This is a genomic window from Microvirga antarctica, from assembly GCF_017921815.1.
GTDB lineage: Bacteria > Pseudomonadota > Alphaproteobacteria > Rhizobiales > Beijerinckiaceae > Microvirga > Microvirga antarctica.
The window spans coordinates 177,765-197,367 of sequence record NZ_JAGEMM010000004.1 but is presented as its reverse complement, the minus strand read 5'-3'; the positions used below and the strand labels follow the sequence as shown (position 1 = coordinate 197,367).

General features: G+C 60.5%; 15 protein-coding genes, 1 tRNA gene and 1 pseudogene. 4 read left to right on the top strand and 13 right to left on the bottom strand.

Features of this window, described 5'->3' with window-relative positions; genetic code table 11:
• Positions 1-13: 13 nt before the first annotated feature.
• Positions 14-787, top strand: a complete 774-nt coding sequence (locus J4G32_RS14175; protein ID WP_210495686.1) for an ABC transporter permease — start codon at positions 14-16, stop codon at positions 785-787.
• A gap of 137 nt (positions 788-924) precedes the next feature.
• On the opposite strand, the gene J4G32_RS14170 is transcribed toward J4G32_RS14175, so the two are convergent.
• From J4G32_RS14170 to J4G32_RS14160, 4 genes and pseudogenes are all read right to left on the bottom strand, one after another.
• A complete protein-coding gene (locus J4G32_RS14170; RefSeq protein ID WP_210495684.1) occupies positions 925-4,350 on the bottom strand; it encodes a DEAD/DEAH box helicase family protein in 3,426 nt (1,141 codons plus the stop codon).
• A 12-nt stretch (positions 4,351-4,362) separates the two neighbouring features.
• Entirely contained in the window at positions 4,363-5,274 is a 912-nt protein-coding gene (locus J4G32_RS14165) for a restriction endonuclease subunit S (RefSeq protein WP_246505097.1), read from the bottom strand.
• Positions 5,275-5,382: 108 nt separating this feature from the next.
• Positions 5,383-5,550: pseudogene (locus J4G32_RS21990) on the bottom strand (hypothetical protein); the annotation flags it as partial.
• Positions 5,547-7,082, bottom strand: coding sequence for a type I restriction-modification system subunit M (locus tag J4G32_RS14160; RefSeq protein WP_210495679.1), 1,536 nt, complete (start codon positions 7,080-7,082; stop codon positions 5,547-5,549). The gene J4G32_RS14160 and the pseudogene J4G32_RS21990, both read right to left, overlap by 4 nt.
• A gap of 230 nt (positions 7,083-7,312) precedes the next feature.
• Here J4G32_RS14160 and J4G32_RS14155 point away from each other — a divergent pair, with 230 nt between their 5' ends.
• From J4G32_RS14155 to J4G32_RS22200, 3 genes are all read left to right on the top strand, one after another.
• On the top strand, positions 7,313-8,248 hold the full coding sequence (locus J4G32_RS14155; RefSeq protein WP_210496103.1) for a DUF5655 domain-containing protein: 936 nt from the start codon (positions 7,313-7,315) through the stop codon (positions 8,246-8,248).
• A gap of 692 nt (positions 8,249-8,940) precedes the next feature.
• Positions 8,941-9,017: transfer RNA gene (locus J4G32_RS14150), tRNA-Arg, on the top strand.
• A 452-nt stretch (positions 9,018-9,469) separates the two neighbouring features.
• A complete protein-coding gene (locus J4G32_RS22200; RefSeq protein ID WP_425515518.1) occupies positions 9,470-9,910 on the top strand; it encodes an SDH family Clp fold serine proteinase in 441 nt (146 codons plus the stop codon).
• A 152-nt stretch (positions 9,911-10,062) separates the two neighbouring features.
• On the opposite strand, the gene J4G32_RS14140 is transcribed toward J4G32_RS22200, so the two are convergent.
• From J4G32_RS14140 to J4G32_RS14100, 9 genes are all read right to left on the bottom strand, one after another.
• On the bottom strand, positions 10,063-11,049 hold the full coding sequence (locus J4G32_RS14140) for a D-2-hydroxyacid dehydrogenase family protein (protein WP_210495673.1): 987 nt from the start codon (positions 11,047-11,049) through the stop codon (positions 10,063-10,065).
• A 27-nt stretch (positions 11,050-11,076) separates the two neighbouring features.
• Positions 11,077-11,676 carry an HD domain-containing protein gene (locus tag J4G32_RS14135; protein ID WP_210495669.1) on the bottom strand — a complete coding sequence of 200 codons (600 nt, stop codon included), beginning with the start codon at positions 11,674-11,676 and terminating at the stop codon, positions 11,077-11,079.
• 131 nt (positions 11,677-11,807) lie between these two features.
• Positions 11,808-13,316, bottom strand: a complete 1,509-nt coding sequence (locus tag J4G32_RS14130; RefSeq protein WP_210495665.1) for a tripartite tricarboxylate transporter permease — start codon at positions 13,314-13,316, stop codon at positions 11,808-11,810.
• A 1-nt stretch (position 13,317) separates the two neighbouring features.
• Positions 13,318-13,764, bottom strand: coding sequence for a tripartite tricarboxylate transporter TctB family protein (locus J4G32_RS14125; protein ID WP_210495661.1), 447 nt, complete (start codon positions 13,762-13,764; stop codon positions 13,318-13,320).
• An 18-nt stretch (positions 13,765-13,782) separates the two neighbouring features.
• Positions 13,783-14,937, bottom strand: coding sequence for a 2-methylaconitate cis-trans isomerase PrpF family protein (locus J4G32_RS14120; RefSeq protein ID WP_210495658.1), 1,155 nt, complete (start codon positions 14,935-14,937; stop codon positions 13,783-13,785).
• Positions 14,934-15,713, bottom strand: coding sequence for an enoyl-CoA hydratase/isomerase family protein (locus tag J4G32_RS14115; RefSeq protein WP_210495655.1), 780 nt, complete (start codon positions 15,711-15,713; stop codon positions 14,934-14,936). Before J4G32_RS14115 ends, J4G32_RS14120 begins: the two co-directional genes overlap by 4 nt.
• Positions 15,710-17,134, bottom strand: a complete 1,425-nt coding sequence (locus tag J4G32_RS14110) for an MmgE/PrpD family protein (protein ID WP_210495651.1) — start codon at positions 17,132-17,134, stop codon at positions 15,710-15,712. Before J4G32_RS14110 ends, J4G32_RS14115 begins: the two co-directional genes overlap by 4 nt.
• The gene (locus J4G32_RS14105) at positions 17,134-18,357 is read right to left on the bottom strand and encodes a CaiB/BaiF CoA transferase family protein (RefSeq protein WP_210495648.1); all 1,224 of its coding nucleotides are present in this window, start codon (positions 18,355-18,357) and stop codon (positions 17,134-17,136) included. Before J4G32_RS14105 ends, J4G32_RS14110 begins: the two co-directional genes overlap by 1 nt.
• Positions 18,354-19,580 (bottom strand): CaiB/BaiF CoA transferase family protein, encoded by a 1,227-nt coding sequence (locus tag J4G32_RS14100; protein ID WP_210495644.1) that lies wholly within the window; start codon positions 19,578-19,580, stop codon positions 18,354-18,356. The genes J4G32_RS14105 and J4G32_RS14100 overlap by 4 nt, the downstream gene beginning before the upstream one ends.
• Positions 19,581-19,603 lie beyond the last annotated feature (23 nt).

Sequence of the window (19,603 nt, the reverse complement as noted above, 5' to 3'; positions counted from 1 at the left end):
AGGCGCGCCGTTGATGTACAAAGCCCTGTTCAGCGCAGCACGGACGGTGGTTGCCGTGATTGTGGCCTGGTGGCTGATCGTGATCCTGGCCCGGGTCCCGGCCTACCTCCTCCCGGCCCCGGACGCGATCGCCAGCCGTTTCCTCTTTCTTGCCGGAAACGCTGATCTCGGTCAGCACATCCGCGTCACACTCGGCGAAGTCGTCATCGGCTTCTTGATCGGCGGCATTCTCGGCGTTGCGCTCGGCTGGGGCTTCGTTCGGCTGCCGCGCGTTGGACGCCTGCTGTCGCCACTCATTCTGCTGCTTCAAACGGCACCGAAAATCGCGATCGCGCCTCTGCTGCTGCTGTGGCTGGGAATCGACATGGGCCCGAAGGTCACGCTCATTGCCATCGTGACGTTCTTTCCCGTCATGGCGGGCGCGATGGCCGGATTCTCGTCCGTTGAGACGAGCTATCGGGACCTCGCGATTCTTCTCAAGTTGTCACCGTGGCAGCGCTTTCGCCGCGTCGAGCTCCCGTTCTCCCTGCCGCCGATCTTCGCCGGATTACGGATCGGATCGACACAAGCTGTGACCGCTGCCGTCGTTGGGGAGCTCATGGGCGCGACCTACGGCCTCGGCTATCTTCTCAGCCTTGGACAGGAGAACGGCGACGCCAGCGTCGTCATCGTGGCCATTCTGCTCCTGTCAACAATGGGGTGGGCCTTTCACGAGCTGATTCGTATGATCGAGCGACGGGCCTTGCGCTGGCACGTGAGCCAGCGCAGCCTGGAGGCGGCCCTTTAGCCCCTCGTCTCATGCCAGGACGCCGCCACGGCGGCGCGCTCACGGGCGGCACAGGCTGCTCCCAGCCCCCACCCTGCCAACAGAGCCTCACGCCCATCCCGTTCGACGATCGGGTCATCTATAGCGTCACCCGAGCCCTAGCCGACAGCGCTATCGTTAATGCCCCTGATCACTGTCACCAACCGCTTCGCCCGCTCGAAATCAAAAACCTGCTCCGGGCCGCTCGGGGCGACATCGGTGAAGGGGCTCTCATAGAGGTAGGCCGGATCCATGACGCCCTTTTCGGTTAAATGCTCGATAATCATGTCGATGAACTCGATCTGGTCAGCCGTTGCGTTCTTGTCTGCAAGGAACTCGCCGAACGCCTCTGCTGCGGCCCCTCGGTCGAGCCCGACGAGGGAACGAACGAACGTCCCGAAGCCGTGGCTGTTCTCGGTCGCCTTGTCGATTTGCGCCTGGTTGCCAATGCCAGCAGCAATCAACATCTCCTGAAGTTCGCCGAGATCCGTTGTCGTCAGTGGCTTCCCATGCCGCAGCTTGAACAGAGCGATGTGGTTTTCGTGCTCGCGAAGGAAATGCCGCGCCTTTCGCTTGAATCGTGTGAAATCGACCTCTCCCACCTGCGGCAGGGTGATGGGCGCGGCCTCTCCGAGAAGGTCCTCGAAATTCGTATAGACAATTCCACGCCTCCTCTTGTCGATATGCTTGACCAGCAGCCGAAGCCTTAGCCGCGCCAGTTCCAGCAGCGGAACCGTGACGCCCTCCCACCACTCATCCGACAGGATCGCGAGCATCAGCGCGTGTTGGGCCGCAATGGCTGGAATGGCCGTTTGCTCCTCCAGGGCCGAGACAATCTCAAGGAACGTCGTCTTGAGCCGGTCGAAGCTTTTCGAGCCCTTGAGAAGCGCAAGTTCCAGATTGACCATCAGGAGGTCGAAGCGCTTGGCCTCTTCGCCGTCCGATTTCACATCCGCGGGCAGAGCCGCAACCTCGGTCAGCAACTCGTTCCGCACGGCGTCCGTCAGATCGTTCCAGGAATCGTCGTTCTGAAATTTCTCGACCGAACGCCGCTTTGCGCGCACGATGAAATTGTCGAGGCTCATCGCGGCGACGTGCCTCTTCAGCGTGCGCAGTGCCTCCTCGCGGATCGTCTTCTCATCGAGCGGTGGGTCGCTGTCGCGGCCCGCGTCGTAAGGCACCGGATCCTCGTGAAAGCCTGCGTTGCGAGACGAAAGCCCGGCCTTTTCATCCAGCGCCCGCACAAGATCGAAGCGCGCCGCGAAAAGGCGCTCGGTGAGGGATTTGCCGTTGCGGCTCTCGTCAGGCTTGGGGTTCTGATTGAAGTATTCCAGGTTCTGGCAATAGTCGAAGACGCGGAAAAACTCCTTGTCGTCTCCGGGCGCGAACAGGTCGGGGCACAGCCGTGTGCCACGCCCGATGATCTGCCAGAACTTCGTTTTGGACCGGATCAGCTTGAACAGAACCAGATTGACGATCTCCGGCACGTCGATGCCGGTATCGAGCATATCGACCGAGATCGCCATATGCGGGTCGCTGTCCTTCTTCGAAAAGTCATCGATGAGACTTTGCGCGTACTCGGTCTTGAACGTGATGACGCGCGCGAATTTTCCGGCGAGATGCGGGTAATTCACGTTGAAGCGTTCTTCGATGAACTCCGCATGGGCCTGGTTCTTGGCGAAGACGATGGTCTTGCCCAGCCGATCGCCGCCCGCCACCTTCAGCCCTTCGGTCATCACATGGGCCAACACCCTGTCGACGGTATCGATGTTAAACAGCCACTTGTTGACGGCGTCGGCGTTCACGCTCTCAGGCGGCCCGTCCTCGTCCCATTCGAGCATGTCCCATTGCTCTTTCTCGGTCTCCGACAAATCATCGTAGCGAATGCCTTCGCGCTGGAATTTGAGCGGCACGGAGACGGCGTGCGGCGGCACGAGGTATTCGTCCTCCACGGCCTTATCGAGCGAGTAGGCGTCGGTCGGCACGCCGTCCTCGAGGTCGAAGAGCCCATAGGTGTTGCGGTCGATTTCGTCCTTCGGAGTCGCGGTCAGACCGACGAGAAGGCTGTCGAAATAATCAAAAATCGCCCCATAGCGCTGGTAGACCGAGCGATGCGCCTCATCGATGACGATGAGGTCGAAATGGCCCGAGCCGAACCGCCTGTCCTCGTCGCGCTTCTGGTCGATCAGCCCCATCATGGTTGGGTAGGTGGAGAGGAATACCCGGCCCTCCCCGCTGCGCTCCGTCACGAGATTGACCGGGGCCGCATCGGGCAGATGCGCCTTGAAGGCCTTGACCGCCTGATTGACGAGCGCCACGCGGTCGGCGAGAAACAGCACGCGCTTGACCCAACCGGCCCGCATCAGCATGTCGACCAGGGCGATGACCGTGCGGGTCTTGCCAGAGCCGGTCGCCATGACCAGCAGGCTTTTGCGCTGATGATGCGTCTCGAACCCGGCGGCGATCTTGCCGATGGCGCGCTTTTGATAATAACGGCCGGCGATCTTGCCATCCACCGGCACGCTCGCCAGCGGTTTGCGGGCGGTGCGGCGCTGGATCAGCAGTTGCAGCTCGTCCTTCTTGTAGAAACCCTGCACGGCGCGGGGCGGATAGAAGCCGTCATCCCACAGCCAGTGCTCGTACCCGTTGGTGTAGAAGATCACCGGACGCTGGCCGAAGCGGGCCTCGAGACAATCCGCGTAGAGCTTGGCCTGCTGCTGCCCGGCGCGCCCATCGCGTCGGGTGCGTTTGGCCTCGACCAGCGCGAGCGGCTTGCCGTCATCGCCCCACAGGACGTAATCGACAAATCCCTTGCCCTGGTTGTTGGGCATGCCCTCGACGGGAAATTCCCGGTCGCGGGCGTCACTGAGCGTCCAGCCCGCCTCGCGGAGCAGCAGGTCGATATAGAGATCGCGGGTCTGGGCTTCCGAATAATCGTGCGTATCGGGCCGGGCTTCGTTGTCGTGCCGGGTGCGGGCGATTTCTGCCCGGAGAGCCTGCAACTCGCCATCGAGATGCGCCTTGTCGCGCAACAGCTTTTCCAGATCCTCGTCGCGGGATTCCATCTCCGCCTTGAGACGCTGTAATTCCACATAGGCTCGTTTGACGATGTCGGTCTTGCGATTGAGGGCGCCCGGATCGAAATTCAGGCCATCGGCCGGAAGCGCCGTTCGTCCATAAGTGCGGGCAAGCCAGAAGCAGAGATGAAACAGCTCGCGCACCGCATCGGTCGCCTCCGAGGCCGCGATCTCCCGCGCGTCATGGACGGCGCGGTTGCCGATCTTCACGATCAGCTTCGCCTTGGTGAACACCGCCATGCCGGCGGCGCGCTGGAAGGTCGGTTCGTGGATCAGCGCCGAGATGTTGTCCTGATAGGGAAACGACAGGCTCGCATCATGCTTGAACGCCCATTTGACAGCGAGTTCCGCGGTGCGTCGCGCATAGAACGCGGCCGCCCGCGGATCGCCCAACGCCAACGTCTCCGCCCGCTGCGCGGAATCATGAATCTCGGGAAATTCAGCCGCCAGAAAGGTGAAGTTGGACATGCGCGCGGTGCCCTAGAGTTGACCGGAAACGGCGCGGTGTTGGAGGGAGGCGAAGAGGGAGTCGGATATCAATGCCGCTTCGGCCGTTCGCCGGGCGTGCGCGACGATAGTATTGAACAACGCTGCAAGTTTTCGCTGCAGGTTCAGAGGTGGAACTGGAATCACAAGTGATTTGATGATGCCCATGTTAAGCCCAGGCATGACGGCACCTTTCGTCTGAACACCCAACTGACGCAGAACGTCTGGGTGCCTCAGGAAACACGCATGTAAATATTCTGGGAGAATCTTTTCTCTCTTGAGCGTTATACAGCAGAGATGCTTCGTATTTATTGCTATGGGGAAATCAGGCGGAACGACGGCGCAGCGCCCACACGTTCCCATGATAGTGATAAGAACGTCCCCCGGTCGAACGGTGTATCGTTGAAGACTCCGATACTTCTGCTCTGTAATAAATCGGCGTCCGGCATTGCGAAATGTATTGGCTACCGCATTGTCGATGCCGAGAACGGCGATACCATCGCCGACGAATTCAGAGTGAAGCAGCTGGCTTCCAAATGGCCCAGTTCGAATGTCGGAGGCCAGCTCATTCACCTCAAAGCGCGGCCAAGCTGCGGCGGCTGAATCCTCAAACATCTCCAGAAAAATCGACTGCGTGAGGCTGTCGAGCAGGTCGGTGGCCTTCTTGCGCTTCTGCCGCAGCGCATCAGCCCGATCAAGAATCCCCGCAATCCGCCGCTGCTCGTCGAGGGATGGGAGGGGAAGAACAATTCCTGAGACTGTAGCTTTAGTAATCTCTTTGAAGGTCGCGCCATTCCCCAAGCTTTGAATTCGCGCTCGATTTGCGTCGAGCCAATGATAAAGGTACTTAGAGTCCAGTTTATTTTTGTGGGGGATTAGGCTTTTGAAACCTTGGTTGGTGGCCATGGGAACAGTATTTATTGCGATGTGGCCGATTGGAGCCCGCGAGCTCAATAAAACAGAATTTTTTGGCAGGACAGTTGCCGCACAGCTTGCTAGCCCGAGGTCTGTAATTTTTCGTGGTGTGTCCGAGATATACGCCGAGCCAAGATGCGATAGATCGGCAGGGGTAGCCCACAAGGTCTCGCCCCCCCAGAAAGCGCTTTCAGTGGTCTTCGGAGTCGCCCCCGAGATGATGTCGCAGACTTCGCCTAGGGCGACTAGGGTCGACGCTGCGTTCACAGCATCCCCTCCAACTCCCGCAACCCCGCCGAAATCTCCTCCTCCAACAGCAACAACTCCGCCACAATCTCCTTCGGTGGGCGATGCTCTGTCGCCTCGTGCGTCACCTCGCGGTAGCGGTTGATCGACAGGTCGTAATCCGCCGCCACGATGTCGGCCTGGGGCACGCAGAAACTCTGCGCCGTGCGCGGGCGCTCGCGCTCCGCGCCGTCCTTGTCCTGCCAACGCGCCAGCACATCCGGCAGGTTGTTCTTTGCATGCTCGTCCGCGCTCAAAGACGCCGTGGGCACGGAGCCGAACTTGTCCTCGCTCACCAGCATCTGCCGCTTGTCGTCGAGGCTCAGGCCGTCGGCCTGGACGTCATAAAACCAGACGTGGTTCGTGCCGCCCGAATTGGTCTTGGTGAAGAACACGATGGCCGTGGACACGCCGGCATAGGGTTTGAACACGCCGGACGGCAGCTTCACGATGGCGTCGAGCTTGTGATCCTCCACCAGCATCCGGCGGATCGCCTTGTGGGCCTTGGATGAACCAAACAAAACGCCGTCTGGCACGATCACCGCCGCGCGGCCGCCCGGTTTCAAAAGCTTGAGAAACAAGGCCATGAAGAGCAGTTCGGTCTTCTTGGTCTTGACGATCGACAACAGATCCGCCGCCGTCGTCTCGTAATCGAGCGAGCCCGCGAAGGGCGGGTTGGCGAGGATCAGGCTGTAGGCGTCGGCGTCGCCTACGTGATCCTGCGCCAGCGAATCCTTGTAGCGGATATCCGGCGCCTCGATGCCGTGCAGCTGCATGTTCATGGAACCGATGCGCAGCATGGTCTGGTCGAAATCGTAGCCGTGGAACATGAATTGGTGAAAATGCCTGCGCTGTGCCGCATCCCGAAAAATACCGGGATGGTGGGCTCGCAGATATTCCCCTGCGGCAACCAGGAACCCGCAGGTGCCGCTCGCCGGATCGCAGATGATATCCTTCGGCGTCGGCGCGGTCATTTCCACCATCAGCTTGATGATGTGGCGCGGCGTGCGGAACTGGCCGTTCTGCCCGGCGCTGGCGATCTTGCCGAGCATGTACTCGTAGAGGTCGCCCTTGGTGTCGCGATCATCGAGCGGGATCACGGCCAGCAGGTCGACCACCTTGGAGAGCAGAGCGGGCGTCGGAATGGTGAAGCGCGCGCCCTTCATATGCTCCGCATGCGACGAGCCATCCTCGGCCATCTCACGCAAGAAGGGGAACACATGCTCGGACACGATGGTGAACATCGGCGCCGGCGCTTCGTTCTGGAATCGCGACCATCGGAGTTTGTCGTAGGGCATTCCCCTAGGGTCATTCCCTTCCGGAAAGACCCGACGGTCCATGGGTTTGCCGAGCGTGTTGGCCTTGTTCTCCTCGCGGGTCTGCATCTCATCAAGACCCCGCATGAACAGCAGGTAGGTGATCTGCTCGATGACCTCCAGGGGATTGGCGATGCCGCCGGCCCAGAAGGCGTTCCAAACCTGGTCGATTTTAGAGCGCAGTTCACCCGTCAGCATTCACCCAAACCCTCCGAATCCGCAAACCGGGACCTTAGCCGTTGGCCATGGAGAGGCAAGCGGTGCTTTCGCCAAACCCAAACGACCAATCCAAGTCCAAACGGCCAATGTGGGAACGATCCACCGTTGAATTCCGGGACCGGCATCAGAGCTTTTTTCCTCCGGGGATAGCGACGCGACCAGAATCCTCATATGGCTTCAGAAACGCATCTAAAGAACAGGCGCCCATTGTGAGTGATATCAAGCTCTTCCGTTTTGGCCCTCAATCCATGACGGAACTTCCCGGCGAGGCCATGCAGGTCGAGAAATCTCTGCAGAGCCTGTTCGAAGCTAACCTTGAGGCACTTCTTGGAATTCGTTTTCTCGCGAGCGAATACGTGACAGGACCTGCCCACGGCGGACGAATCGATACCCTCGGGGTCGACGAAGACAATTGCCCGGTGATCATCGAGTATAAGAGAGCCGTCAACGAGAACGTGATCAACCAGGGGCTGTACTACCTGGATTGGCTTCTTGACCATCGAAAGGAGTTTCAATGGCTCGTGCTCGAGAAACTCGGTCCGGAGGTGGCCAAGGATATCGATTGGTCGACACCGCGGCTTCTGTGTATTGCCGGTGATTTTACGCGATATGATGGCCATGCGGTCAAGCAGATCGCCCGCAATATCGAGCTGATCCGTTATCGGAAATTCGCGACTGATCTTCTCATGCTTGAGCTGGTCCACGCTCCGAAGCAGATCAAGACAAGCTCCACTGCGATCTCCGAAGCGAAAGCCTTAAGTGAAAATGCCGATCTGGACCCCTATCTCACGCAGAGCATCGGTTACCGGATCGCACAAGCGGACCAGAGCGTCCGCGACGTCTACGACGCCGTGCGGACATACCTGTCCGGACTGGGAGACGACGTACAGGTCAAGGAGTTGAAATATTACGTGGCTTTCAAGCGGCTCAAGAATTTTGCGTGTGTCGAGGTGTACCCAAAGGCCAAAAGCGTCACCGTCTTCTTGAAGCTCGATCCCGCCACTGTTGCGATAGAGGAAGGGTTTACGCGCGACGTCCGAGAGATCGGCCATTTCGGGACAGGTGACCTCCAAGTGACGCTTCGCTCGATGGATGATTTTTCACGCGCTCAACCGCTGTTTCAAAAGAGCTACGAAAGGTCCTGACTGATCCCGGCGTTATCCTTCGGCAAACCATGATCAAGCGAACCATTGCTACTCGCGCGGCACTTCTGAGCATCTGCGGCGGAGCCAATCGCTGCTATCCGAGTGAACTCCACCATGGACAGCAATCTGTGGTCACCTGTGGTTTGACGCGCCTCTGATGTACTTCCTCGTCAGGAAGGTCAGGACGCCTCCGCCACGCCCGCTTTGTTCGGAGGTCTCCTGGGTCAGGAGGCTGAACTCGTTTGATGAGGCGCTCAATGCCTCCGACACCCCCTCTCGACAGAACATATTCCCATACGTGATCAGCGCCATTCGACGCCCCCGATACCTTCGGTTTTGGTATGAAGTTGCGTTCGGAGATGGCGGAGAGTGGCGTTCTTCGGGCTTTGGCCGCGTGGGAAGACATGGCAACCGTGTGGCATTTGAATCCCCGCGATCTGCATGACTGGCTCGTATTTCCCGCAGTCGGAAGCCTTGCAAAAACGAACGATACCTCGTTCTTAAATCGTTGATTGGTCTCGTCAATGGCCGAAGATCCGTGCCTCCTCAAGCCTCCCACTCCCCGTACGATTACTGCGCGAGCCGGACTGTCGGAGGTTTGCCAGAAGAGCCTTGGCTCAGCTGATCCCATCGAGATGGTTGCCCTCGGTCCCCCAATCAGGTAGTGAAACTTTCTAGGCCGTGCGCCATTAGCACCCGTAGCTCAGCTGGATAGAGCGTTGCCCTCCGAAGGCAAAGGTCACACGTTCGAATCGTGTCGGGTGCGCCAATCTTTTCAATGACTTAGTAGATGTTCGGCAGCCACTGAGGGTTTGCCCCACACTGCTTTCTCACATATAGAAGTGCCCCCGCCTCTCTCGGGTCTCGATAGGTTTTGCCGGAGAGCTCGACCGTGATTGCCTTGGGCCAGGCAACAACGTTTGCGATGTGCATTGTGCACGGCTCGGAAGTGGGCATCGGTCGTTAAACCGTTCACAGCGACGCCTAGACCGATTCGAATGCCTATCGAAGATGCAACAACGGGACATGGGCTGGAGCGCAATCGCAGCTCCCCGGGTAACCGATATTACTGGAGCTAGCTCGACCGGCCGCCCCGTGAATACTCATGTTGTGCAGTCCCGCAAATCGGCGGCTCCAGACTACGAGCGGATGAAGAAACTTGTCCACGGCGAAGAGAGTGAGAAGAACAAGGACCGGCTCTGATTCCAGAAGACGGAACTCATGACCAAGTCGGATGAGGCTCCCATCGAGCCATCCTTTTCTCGGGGAAGTAAGCTTCCCACTCAGTCCCCCCTGTATTGGGTCAGCCAAAAGGATCGATACCTCAGGCAGACCATGACCCGAGATATCGAGGAAATGACTGGGCGTCTCTTCGTCGTTTACTTGGCAAACGGGTTCCGGATCGAGCCTGGAATTGATGTCGCTGATCGGGCCTCTATGACCGAGTTGTTCGGTGACGTAGGTTCGGATGAGCCTGTCGACCTTTTGATAGAAACGAACGGTGGGGAGACAGATTCGACCGAGGCTGTCATTGCGATCCTTCAGAATCGATTGAGTGACCTGAGGGTGATCGCTGCGAACGCGGCCAAAAGTAACGGGACTCTCATATGCTTGGCCGCGAAGAAAATCGTGATGGGGCCATCCTCGGAGTTGGGAGACTAAGAGCAAAAGACACATCGAATTTCCCCTCCCCACCCGCATCGCACAGGCGATCGAGAAGAATCTCGACCATTTTAGGTTTCTCCGATGCGGCGCAAAAAATTTGGACGAGTCCTGTGTATAGGTTCACGACCTAGGCCGACAGGTCTCTCAGATCAGCGTGGCGGCGAGCTGAAATTCCTGTCGGCGCCGAGCAACCTAATCGGATTGCCAGTCACGAACGCCGCGATGTTTTCAAACGTATCCTCGTACGCAACCTGAAAGAACTCCTCGACATTGTAGCCCAGATGGGGCGACAGCACCGCATTGGGAAGTTCGCGCAAGGGATGCGAGACCGGTAACGGCTCCTGATCGAAGACATCCAAGCCCGCGCCGGCGATCCAGCCGTCCTTCAGTGCCCGGATCAGCGCAGCCTCCTCCACGATGGGGCCGCGCGCGGTATTGATCAGGATCGCCGTGCGCTTCATCAGATCAAGCTGCCGCGCGCCGACGAGATGGCGCGACCGGTCTCCCAGAACGAGGTGGACGCTGAGCACGTCGCTGGCCTTGAAGAGTTCGTCCTTGCTGACCCATCTGGCGCCCGCCTCGTGCGCGGCCTCGGGCGTGAGATTCTCGCTCCATGCAATGACATCCATGCCAAAGGCTCGGGCAACAGGCACCATGTTTCTGGCTTGACGTCCCAATCCAAGAAGACCAAGCGTCCGTCCTGCCAGTGTGACGCCAACGCTCGTCTGCCAGCCCCCGGATCGCATGTTCTGCGCCTCAAGCGGGATGTGGCGCGCGACAGCCAGGATCAGCCCCCAGGCCAGTTCAGACGTGGCCCGATGATAGGTGCCTCGCAGTCGGGTATGGGACACCAGGATCCCGCGCTCGGTCGCTGCAGCTACATCGAGTGTCCGATTGTACATCCCCGTGATGGCAATCAGTTTCAGGTTGGGAAGCTTTGCGATCAGGCTGGCGCGAAACGGCATGCGCTCTCGAACCAGTGAAACGATCTCGAAAGGCTGCAGCTTCTCTGCCGCTTCATGCTCGTCGCCAAGGGGTTTGTCGAAGACGTGGACGGTGCATGACGAAGGGAGCTTCGACCAATCGAGGACCTTCTGCGATTGGTGCTGGTAATCGTCGAGGAATGCGATGCGCATGAGAATTCGTCCAAGTGGTTGGTTCAACTATCCGAGGTGCCAGCGCTCGAGATACATCGTCTCGCCCGCCATGCTGCGTGCAACATCCGAATCCGCGAAGTCTGCATAAAAGAGCGCCGCGGCTTCCCATGTTCGGCCTCGGACGTTCACGGAATGCGTGTGGGTCGCAACGAGGTTGGCGAGCGCGAGAGGCAGGCCTCGGTTCAAGATCATGTGAGTTGCATAAACTGCATGAGGAAGGTTCTTACCAAGCGGGCTCGACCGTCCCGATTCAACGCCCGGCAGCGCAGACTGATGGTCTGCGGGTTCGGATTCGACGGGCTTGCTGGAATCGTGAAGAAGACAGGCCGCAACGAGAAGATCCCGATCATAGGAACGTCCGTGAAGACGCTCAGCAACTTCGCAGATGCCAATCGCCATTTGCGTAACGCCGCGAACGTGCCCCACCAGCGAGCGGTGCTTCTCTGTTGTGTTGTTCTTCGGAATCGCGCGCAGCTCCGACCACGCCATCTCGGCCGCCACATCCTGCCAGATTCCGACGACTCCGTCGCGGAGACGGTCGTTCCTGATCTCGCTGATCTCCGGAAAGATCTCTTCGATCTGCGATCTATCGAGCACTTGTGACATTGCACCTATCCATCATCAAAGTGGGGACGTCTAAGCTGACGACCAGCTTCCTCGTTCTCAGCGAGCATGCCTGCTTTTCATCGCGGGCGCTCCTCGGCCCGCGCGAGCGAATGGCCGGGATCCGCCTTCCCTCAGTCCGCAGCATCGACGAAAATCTCGCGTCGGCGTTTCGCGAAAAGCGGGAACACGATCAACACAATCAGAAGGGCGGCGGTCAGGAGCATGACGAGACTGAGAGGCCTCGTCACAAAGACGCTCGGGTCGCCTCGGGAGAGCAGGAGAGCCCGCCGAAGGTTCTCTTCGATCATCGGACCGAGAATGAAACCCAGCAGCATCGGTGCCGGCTCGCAACCAAATTTGAGGAGGCCGTAGCCGAAGGCTGCAAAGATCACCATCAGAATGATATCGAATGCCGCGTTGTTGAGGCTGAAGACACCGATGCAGCAGAAGACAAGAATCGCCGGAAACAGGAAGCGGTACGGCACGCTCAACAAGCGGATCCAGATGCCGATCATGGGCAGGTTCAGGATGACCAGAAACACGTTTCCGATCCACATGCTGGCGATGAGGCCCCAGAACACATCCGGGTTTCGGGTCATCACTTGCGGGCCAGGGGCAATGCCCTGGATCATCAGGGCTCCGAGCATGAGGGCCGTTACCGCGCCGCCGGGGATGCCAAGAGTCAGAAGGGGAATGAAGGCGGTCTGCGCGCAAGCGTTGTTCGCCGATTCGGGGGCAGCGACGCCCTCTACCGCGCCATGCCCGAAGCGCTCCGGGTGCTTCGACAATTTCTTCTCGAGAGCATACGCGGCGAAGGAGGAAATGACCGCCCCCGCGCCCGGCAGAGCGCCGAGCACCGACCCGATCGCCGTGCCGCGCAGCACCGCTGGAACCGCTTTATGAATTTCCTCACGGCTTGGCATCAAACGACCGATGGGCTGTGTCAGGATATCGCGACGCTCCGGCTCCTCCAGGTTTCGCATGATCTCGGCCAAGCCGAACACGCCCATTGCCACGACAATGAAATCGATCCCGTCGCCAAGTTCGTGAAACCCGAAGGAGAACCGGGCAACACCGGTGTTGATGTCGGTTCCGATGGTTCCGAGAATGAGACCGAGAAAAATCATTCCAAGTGCTTTGATCAGCGAGCCGTTCGCCAGGATCACAGCGGCCACAAGGCCCAGCACCATCAGGGAAAAATACTCGGCTGGGCCGAAGCTGAGGGCAGCCCGTGCGAGGGGAGGCCCTAGCACGGCCAGGCACAGGGTGCCCACACACCCCGCGAAAAGAGAACCGAACGCAGCAATCGACAAGGCGGGACCTGCCCGACCCTGGCGGGCCATCTGATATCCGTCAAGGCACGTGACAACCGAGGAGGCTTCGCCCGGAAGATTGACCAGAATGGATGTCGTGGATCCACCGTATTGAGCGCCGTAGTAGATGCCGGACAGCATGATCAGGGACGCGGCCGGAGGCAGACCGAAGGTAATCGGCAGAAGGATGGAGATCGTCGCCGTTGGGCCCAGCCCGGGAAGGACGCCGATCAGCGTGCCTAGGACGGTTCCGATAAGGCAATAAAGAAGGTTTTCGGCCGTCAGGGCAACGCCGAATCCGAAAAGGAGATTTGCAAGGAGATCCATGTCAGACCGGCCAGATTTTGAGGGGTAGGCCCAGGCCCCAGATGAACACCACTGTCGAGAACAGAACCATGACGATGCAAAGGGAGACGAGCTCCACGGGTTTGATCCTGTCTCCGGCCAGGGCGGAGACACAGATCAGCGCGCACAGTGCGATGACGAACCCGAATGGCTGCAGGAGCAGCGCGAACAGCAGCACCGACAGGAGGATGAACGATGGACGAAACGCGCCGCGCTTGACCGGCTCGCTTCCCGCTTCCAGCCCTTTGATGGCAACGATGGCGCCGAGGACCATCAGGCAGCCCGCGCCGATCAGCGGAAAGTAGCGAGGGCCCATTCGGCGCGTCGTGCCGATCGCCAGTTCGGAGCTGAAATATATGGCCAGTCCCGCCACCACCATAAAGGTGATGCCGGCCCAGAAATCCTTTGTTTTCGGCAACAACTTGATCACGAAACGTTGCTCCTTCAATCAGCGCGCGGTGTCTGACCTCAACCGCTCCCGTGGCACGAGCACCGTGCCTTCCATGATCCGGCGTGCGGTTCGGGAATAGGAAGCTTCCAACAGAGTGCCGGCCGCATCGAGGACAATCTTGACCGGGAAGACGCCACTTGGATGGCCGATGCGGACAAGGTCGTCGACCGGCGGCTTGGACACCGCGTGGACGATCGTGCCCTCCAGGCGGGACGCGACGGCCGTGCAGACCGCTCCGGTCGACGCGAACGCCTTATGCAGGCGTGGTGGCGGACCGATGACCCGCCTGGCGACAAAGCTGACCGCCTCCGCAGGCACGATCTCCTTGGTCATGTAGTTCTCGTAAGGTGCCGGCTCCGCCACCGCGACCGGTGTCGGGAGGCGGGAGTCCGGCGACAAGCCGATGTAGCGCGCCGCCGCGTTCCGGATGGCCCAGAAGCGAGCGAGGATTTCCGCCGTGAACGCATCGGGCCCTTCGGTTCCCGTGAGGCCGACGTCCCGGGCATTGAAGAAGCACGTGGCCTTTGCCACATCGACGATCGAGATTTCGACGTCGCGGCCGAGTTCCGCAACATGGATGCGATCCCTAGAGCGGCCTGTCGGCAGGACGGATCCGGTCGTAGCGCCCGAGGTTCTGGAATAGTCCATTCGGATCTCGGCGCCGCTTCCGGGCACCCCGGCGATGACATAGTCGCCGGTCACCATCGGACGACCGTCGCGAACAGGAACCCTGGCGATGAGAATTTGCCGCGCATTGGTATTGTAGATGCGAACCACGGTCTCCGGCTCGATCGCCGGGGCAAGACCTTGCTCCACCGCATAGACCCCGACGGCGGCAGACAGGTTGCCGCAATTACCCGCGAGCGCCACGTAGGGCTCGTCAATGCCGACTTGACCGAATGTGTACGTGCAGTCGGCGTCGAAGGCTGCTCCCGGACCGATAATGCAAATCTTGCTCGTCAATGGATCCGCCCCGCCGAGACCGTCGATCTGCCTCGGATCGGGACTGCCCATGATCGACAGGATCAACCGCTCGCGACTTCGGGGATCGGAGGGTAGGTCGCCTTCGTCGAAGAATATGCCCTTGCTGGTTCCGCCCCGCATGATCACGCAGGGGATCCGCTCCTGGTCGCCGTCGTCCTGGTTTTTCATCGGCTGCGCCATTGCGGTTGCCGCTTTTCAGCGAAGGCGACTCGGCCCTCGATCCGATCATCCGTGTTTCGGAGCAGGCCCCACAGCAATCTCTCGACCTCCAGCGCCTGATCTTGCGGGATGGCCTGGCCGAGGACGGCAGCCATCTTGGTCGCGCGTACGGAGAGGGGCGCGTTCCGGCAAATCTCCTCGGCCATTTCCTCGGCTCTCGCCATGAGGTCGGCGGGCTTAAACAGATCGCTAATCAGACCGACGCGATGCGCCTCTTCGGCGCCGATCCGGGTTCCGGTGAGCAGCATCTTCATGGCGACGGCTTCCGGGACGGCCTTCATCAGCCGGATAGCGCCGCCGGCCCCGACCATCGAACCGACCCGCACCTCAGACTGCGAGAACACCGCATTCGTCGACGCGATTCGAAGGTCGCAGGCGAGCGCCAGTTCAAGCCCTCCACCGAATGCGAAGCCGTTGATCGCTGCGATGACTGGCTTCCACAGGTTGCGCATGGGACGCCATAATTCATCGCCGCCCGCAGAGCTGAAATGAGTTGCCGCGAAGCTGCCCTCGGGGGGCATCGTCTTCTTGAGGTCCGCGCCGACGCAGAAGGCCTTTTCCCCACGCCCTGTGAGAATCGCCACCCAGGCATCGTCGTCGCTGCGGAACTGCTGCCATGCCTCCGCCAACGCCCGGCGCGTGTCGGGATCGATGGCATTGAGCTGGTCCGGCCGATCCAACGTGATGATCTGGATATGCCCTGTCTTGCGCACGTCGACTGTCACGAGTGTCTCCCTCTCAAGGCTTGCACGGCCACGTGAACGTCAGGGAGTTCGCGAAGACCGCGCCAGTGACCTCGCGCCGCCTCTCCTTCCCCGGCGGACAGGCCGGCTTCGCGCGCGCAATCGTCAAATTTTTCCATCAGGTCCTGCCAGGAGAGTTCATGCTGAGGGGAGCCAACCGGCCGGTCCACGCGGACGGTTTCGCCCGTGCCGTCTCGGAGCTCGACCGTAACCTCCACGAAGCCGACGGTTCCGGCGCTGCGCTGAGACGCCTCCGAATCCGTCCCGAAGCACTGCGGATCTTCGGTTTTGACCATTCTCGGCAGCAGGGCCTGCACTGCGGGGCGGGCGACACCGGCATCGCTGTAGGCAACGAGATCGAAACGCCCATCCAGAACGCCGAGCGCGAGGGTGTATTCGAGGCTGAACTTGGCTTCGAGCCCGGTCTTCGGACGACTGTGAATCAATGGCCGGAGGGCGCCGGGCGCCACTCTGCATGTCACGCGTTCGACGGTCTCGGGGGAGATATCCAGCCGGGTGCGCAGCTTCAAAAGCGCGTCGATCGGCCTGTGAAGCGCGTAGCAGCAGGGATATTTCTTCAGGGCGAGCCCCGGCGTTTGAATGGCAAACGGGTCCCCGAGCCGGTCGATCGCTTTCGACAGGTCCGATCGCTCAGTGCCGTAGGTGCTGAAGAAGCCGGATTCCGCCTCGAAGACGTCCTGGTTCGCCGTCAGTCCCGCACGCGCCAGCAGCACGGCGGTGACCGCGTTGTGAGCGGCCCATCCGGCGTGGAACGGTTTGGTCATCGTACCGAAGTTGCATTGCAGGCCGCTGCTTGTCGATGCCGCCACGCCAAAGGCGTTGCGCACCTGCTTGCGGTCGAGATGAAGCAGGCGAGCGAGAGCCGCGACGCCTGAAAATACCGCCAAGGTGCCCGTTGCATGCCAGCCGCGCCGATAATGGCCGTTCCCGATTGCAACCCCGAGCTTTGCCCCGACCTCGAGCCCGACGATATAGGCCTCGATCAGTTTCCCGCCCGGCGTACCCTGCGGCGCGACGGCCAGGAGCGCCGGCAGGATGACCGTGCTTGGGTGAGCAGGCATGATCGACAGGACATCGTCATAGTCGAGGGCGTGACCGAACGTGCCATTGAGGAGGGCTGCCGTTGCCGGGTCTGCCGTCATCCCGGTCCCGATGATTGGCGCGTTCCCCAGCCCCCGCGACTTCGCAAATTCCAGCAAGGCCTCCGCCTCTTCGCTGACGGCCCCGGCAACGATACAGGCAGCCGTGTCGAACAGGCTCTTCTGCGCCTTCTCATAAGCGATCTCGGGGATTGACGCGGTCGGGAGATCGACCACGAAGGCAGCCAGACGTTCCGTGACGCCGTGCGCGGCCATGGATGCGTCGACGATCGGGTTTTCCATCACACCAGAACCCCTTCGTCGATCAACCGCTGTCCCTCTACCCTGCCGATAGCGAGGACCTCCTCCAGGATCTCCAGCGTGTGCTCCCCCAACAGCGGGGCCGCCGAGGCCAGTTCGACACGGGACGACGAGAACCGATAGGGCGGCGCGTTGTAGAGCGACACGCCCATCTCCGCGTGGTCGAGCCTGACCCAATGTCCGCGATGCGCCAGCTGCGGATCCCGATCAATGAGATCCGCCGCATCCTGCACAAGGCCTGCGGCGACACCGGCTACCTGCAAGCGGTTCATCAGTTCCTCACCTGACCACTGGCGCGTCGCCTCGCCGAGACTGATGTCGAGCTCGCGCCGATTGGCGTGGCGTGAGGACGCGGTGTTCCACCGCTCGTCCGCGGTCCAGGCCGGCGCGTCGAGCACCTCGACCAGAGCCTGCCATTGCCGGTCGGTCGTGACGACGATTGCCAGCCAGCGATCTGTCCCTGCGCAGGGATAGACACCATGGGGTGCAAAGGATGGGTGGTCGTTGCCGGTCCGATTCACGACTCGGCCGTTGACCGTGTATTCGAGGACCGACGGCGCCAGCAGAGCGATCGTCGGCTCGGTCTGAGCGATGTCGATGTGCTGTCCCTCGCCCGTGCGCCTCCGGTGCCTGAGCGCCGCCAGCAGCGCAAACACGCCGTGGCAGGGATTGGGCAGATGATCCGGATAGTTGGTGCCTGTTCCGGCTGGCAGGCGCTCCGGCAAACCAGACAGATGATGCAAACCTGAAAGCGCACCGATTGTGAGACCGTACCCAAGATAGCGGCTATGGGGGCCTGACGAGCCTTGCATCGACATCGACAGGTAGATGATGTCAGGCTTGATCGCCCGAATGCTGTCGTAGTCAAGTCCGAGGCGTTCCATCACACCCGGCGTGAAATTATTCGCAACGACGTCACTCTCCTTAGCCAGTCGAAGGACGATTTCGCGGGCCCGCGCGTCCTTCAGATTGAGCGCGAAGCTCCGCTTGCTGGTGTTGCGGTCTGAGAAATAGCCGCTGCGGTTGACGCCCTTGATCCTGTCCTTAAATGGGGGAGCAACCCGCAAGCTGTCGAGCCGCTCGGCGCTTTCGATCTTGATGACCTCGGCACCTGCATCCGCGAGCATCTTGGTGGCAAAGGAACCCGCGCCGATCCAGGTGAAGTCGGTGACGCGAATGCCCGCAAGTGGTCCACGCTTCGTCATCGGGTCGCTCCCACGGCACGACGCGTCGGGCGGGGCTGCGACGCCATACCGAGTTCCTCGAGGATCTCCGCATTGTGTTCCCCAAGGCGCGGCGCGGGACGGGACATCCGCCAAGGAGTCCGGCTCAACGCGTAAGGAGCACCGGGGGCAAGAAACGATTCCGGAAGGAGAAAGTGCTTCATCTCGACGAAGAATTCTCTGTGCTGCAACTGCGGATTCTTGAGCAGGTCGGCTGGCGTACTGACCGGCGCAATGGGGACATGCTTGTCCTGACCCTTTCGATAAAGCTCTTCCATGGTGAAGTTGGCCGCATAGGGCACGAACACATCGTGGAAGATCGTCTTGGCCTCATCGGTGCTGAGGAACTCGTGCGTGAACCAACGCTCATCACGGAACTGCGCGGATCCCGGCACGCCCTCCTCTTCGAACCAATCGCAGCTCAGTCGCCAGAACCGGTTTCCGCCGACGCCACCGGCCATGAAATAGATGTACCCGTCCTTGCACGGAAACACGCCCGTCCCAGCATGACGCTGTTTGCCGCCCCAGCGCTTCTTGATCGCACCTTCGAGATCGTAGAACTGCGCGGCGGTCTCGAGGGCCATCACGACTGCCTCCTGCATGGAGACATCCACATGCTCGCCCGTTCCGGTTTGTTCGGCGGCAAGCACGGCGATCATCGACGCGACGGCCCCGCACAGGTTGGCCGCGGCATAGGCCTGGTTTCCATAGGTCGTAATAGGCGGCGTGTCAGGATAACCGCCCAGATACAGCAGCCCGCCCATTGCCAGTCCAACGAGATCGTCCGCCTGATACTGGGCATAGGGACCGGTCTGGCCAAAAGGCGTGATGCTCGTCAGCACGAGTCTCTTGTTTGTCGACATCAGCGCTGTGTAGTCTAGACCGAGACTGCCGAGTGTCCCCGGGCTGAACGTCTCGATGACAAGGTCCGCGGTTGTTGCAAGCCGCAGAAAGGTCGCGCGGTCGCCCTGATCTTCCAGATCGAGAGTCAAGCTGCGCTTGCTGGTGTTGGCATACGCAAAGGCCAGACTACTTTCGATGTCGGCCCTGTCGTGAATGAACGGAGGTTCAGAGCGAAGCTGGGTTCCACCGGGCGGTTCAATGAGAATCACATCGGCGCCAAGGTCGCCGAAGAGTTTGCCGCAGTAATTGCCAAGCGGTCCGGACATATCCAGGACGCGCAATCCGGCGAGTGCACTCGTCACGCCTTGCTCCTCGTGTTCAACGC

Coding starts and splice junctions, on each gene's coding strand:
- J4G32_RS14175 (WP_210495686.1), top strand. CDS start 14: ATGTACAAAGCCCTGTTCAGCGCAGCACGGACGGTGGTTGCCGTGATT.
- J4G32_RS14170 (WP_210495684.1), bottom strand. CDS start 4,350: ATGTCCAACTTCACCTTTCTGGCGGCTGAATTTCCCGAGATTCATGAT.
- J4G32_RS14165 (WP_246505097.1), bottom strand. CDS start 5,274: ATGGCCACCAACCAAGGTTTCAAAAGCCTAATCCCCCACAAAAATAAA.
- J4G32_RS14160 (WP_210495679.1), bottom strand. CDS start 7,082: ATGCTGACGGGTGAACTGCGCTCTAAAATCGACCAGGTTTGGAACGCC.
- J4G32_RS22200 (WP_425515518.1), top strand. CDS start 9,470: ATGACCAAGTCGGATGAGGCTCCCATCGAGCCATCCTTTTCTCGGGGA.
- J4G32_RS14140 (WP_210495673.1), bottom strand. CDS start 11,049: ATGCGCATCGCATTCCTCGACGATTACCAGCACCAATCGCAGAAGGTC.
- J4G32_RS14135 (WP_210495669.1), bottom strand. CDS start 11,676: ATGTCACAAGTGCTCGATAGATCGCAGATCGAAGAGATCTTTCCGGAG.
- J4G32_RS14130 (WP_210495665.1), bottom strand. CDS start 13,316: ATGGATCTCCTTGCAAATCTCCTTTTCGGATTCGGCGTTGCCCTGACG.
- J4G32_RS14120 (WP_210495658.1), bottom strand. CDS start 14,937: ATGAAAAACCAGGACGACGGCGACCAGGAGCGGATCCCCTGCGTGATC.
- J4G32_RS14110 (WP_210495651.1), bottom strand. CDS start 17,134: ATGGAAAACCCGATCGTCGACGCATCCATGGCCGCGCACGGCGTCACG.
- J4G32_RS14105 (WP_210495648.1), bottom strand. CDS start 18,357: ATGACGAAGCGTGGACCACTTGCGGGCATTCGCGTCACCGACTTCACC.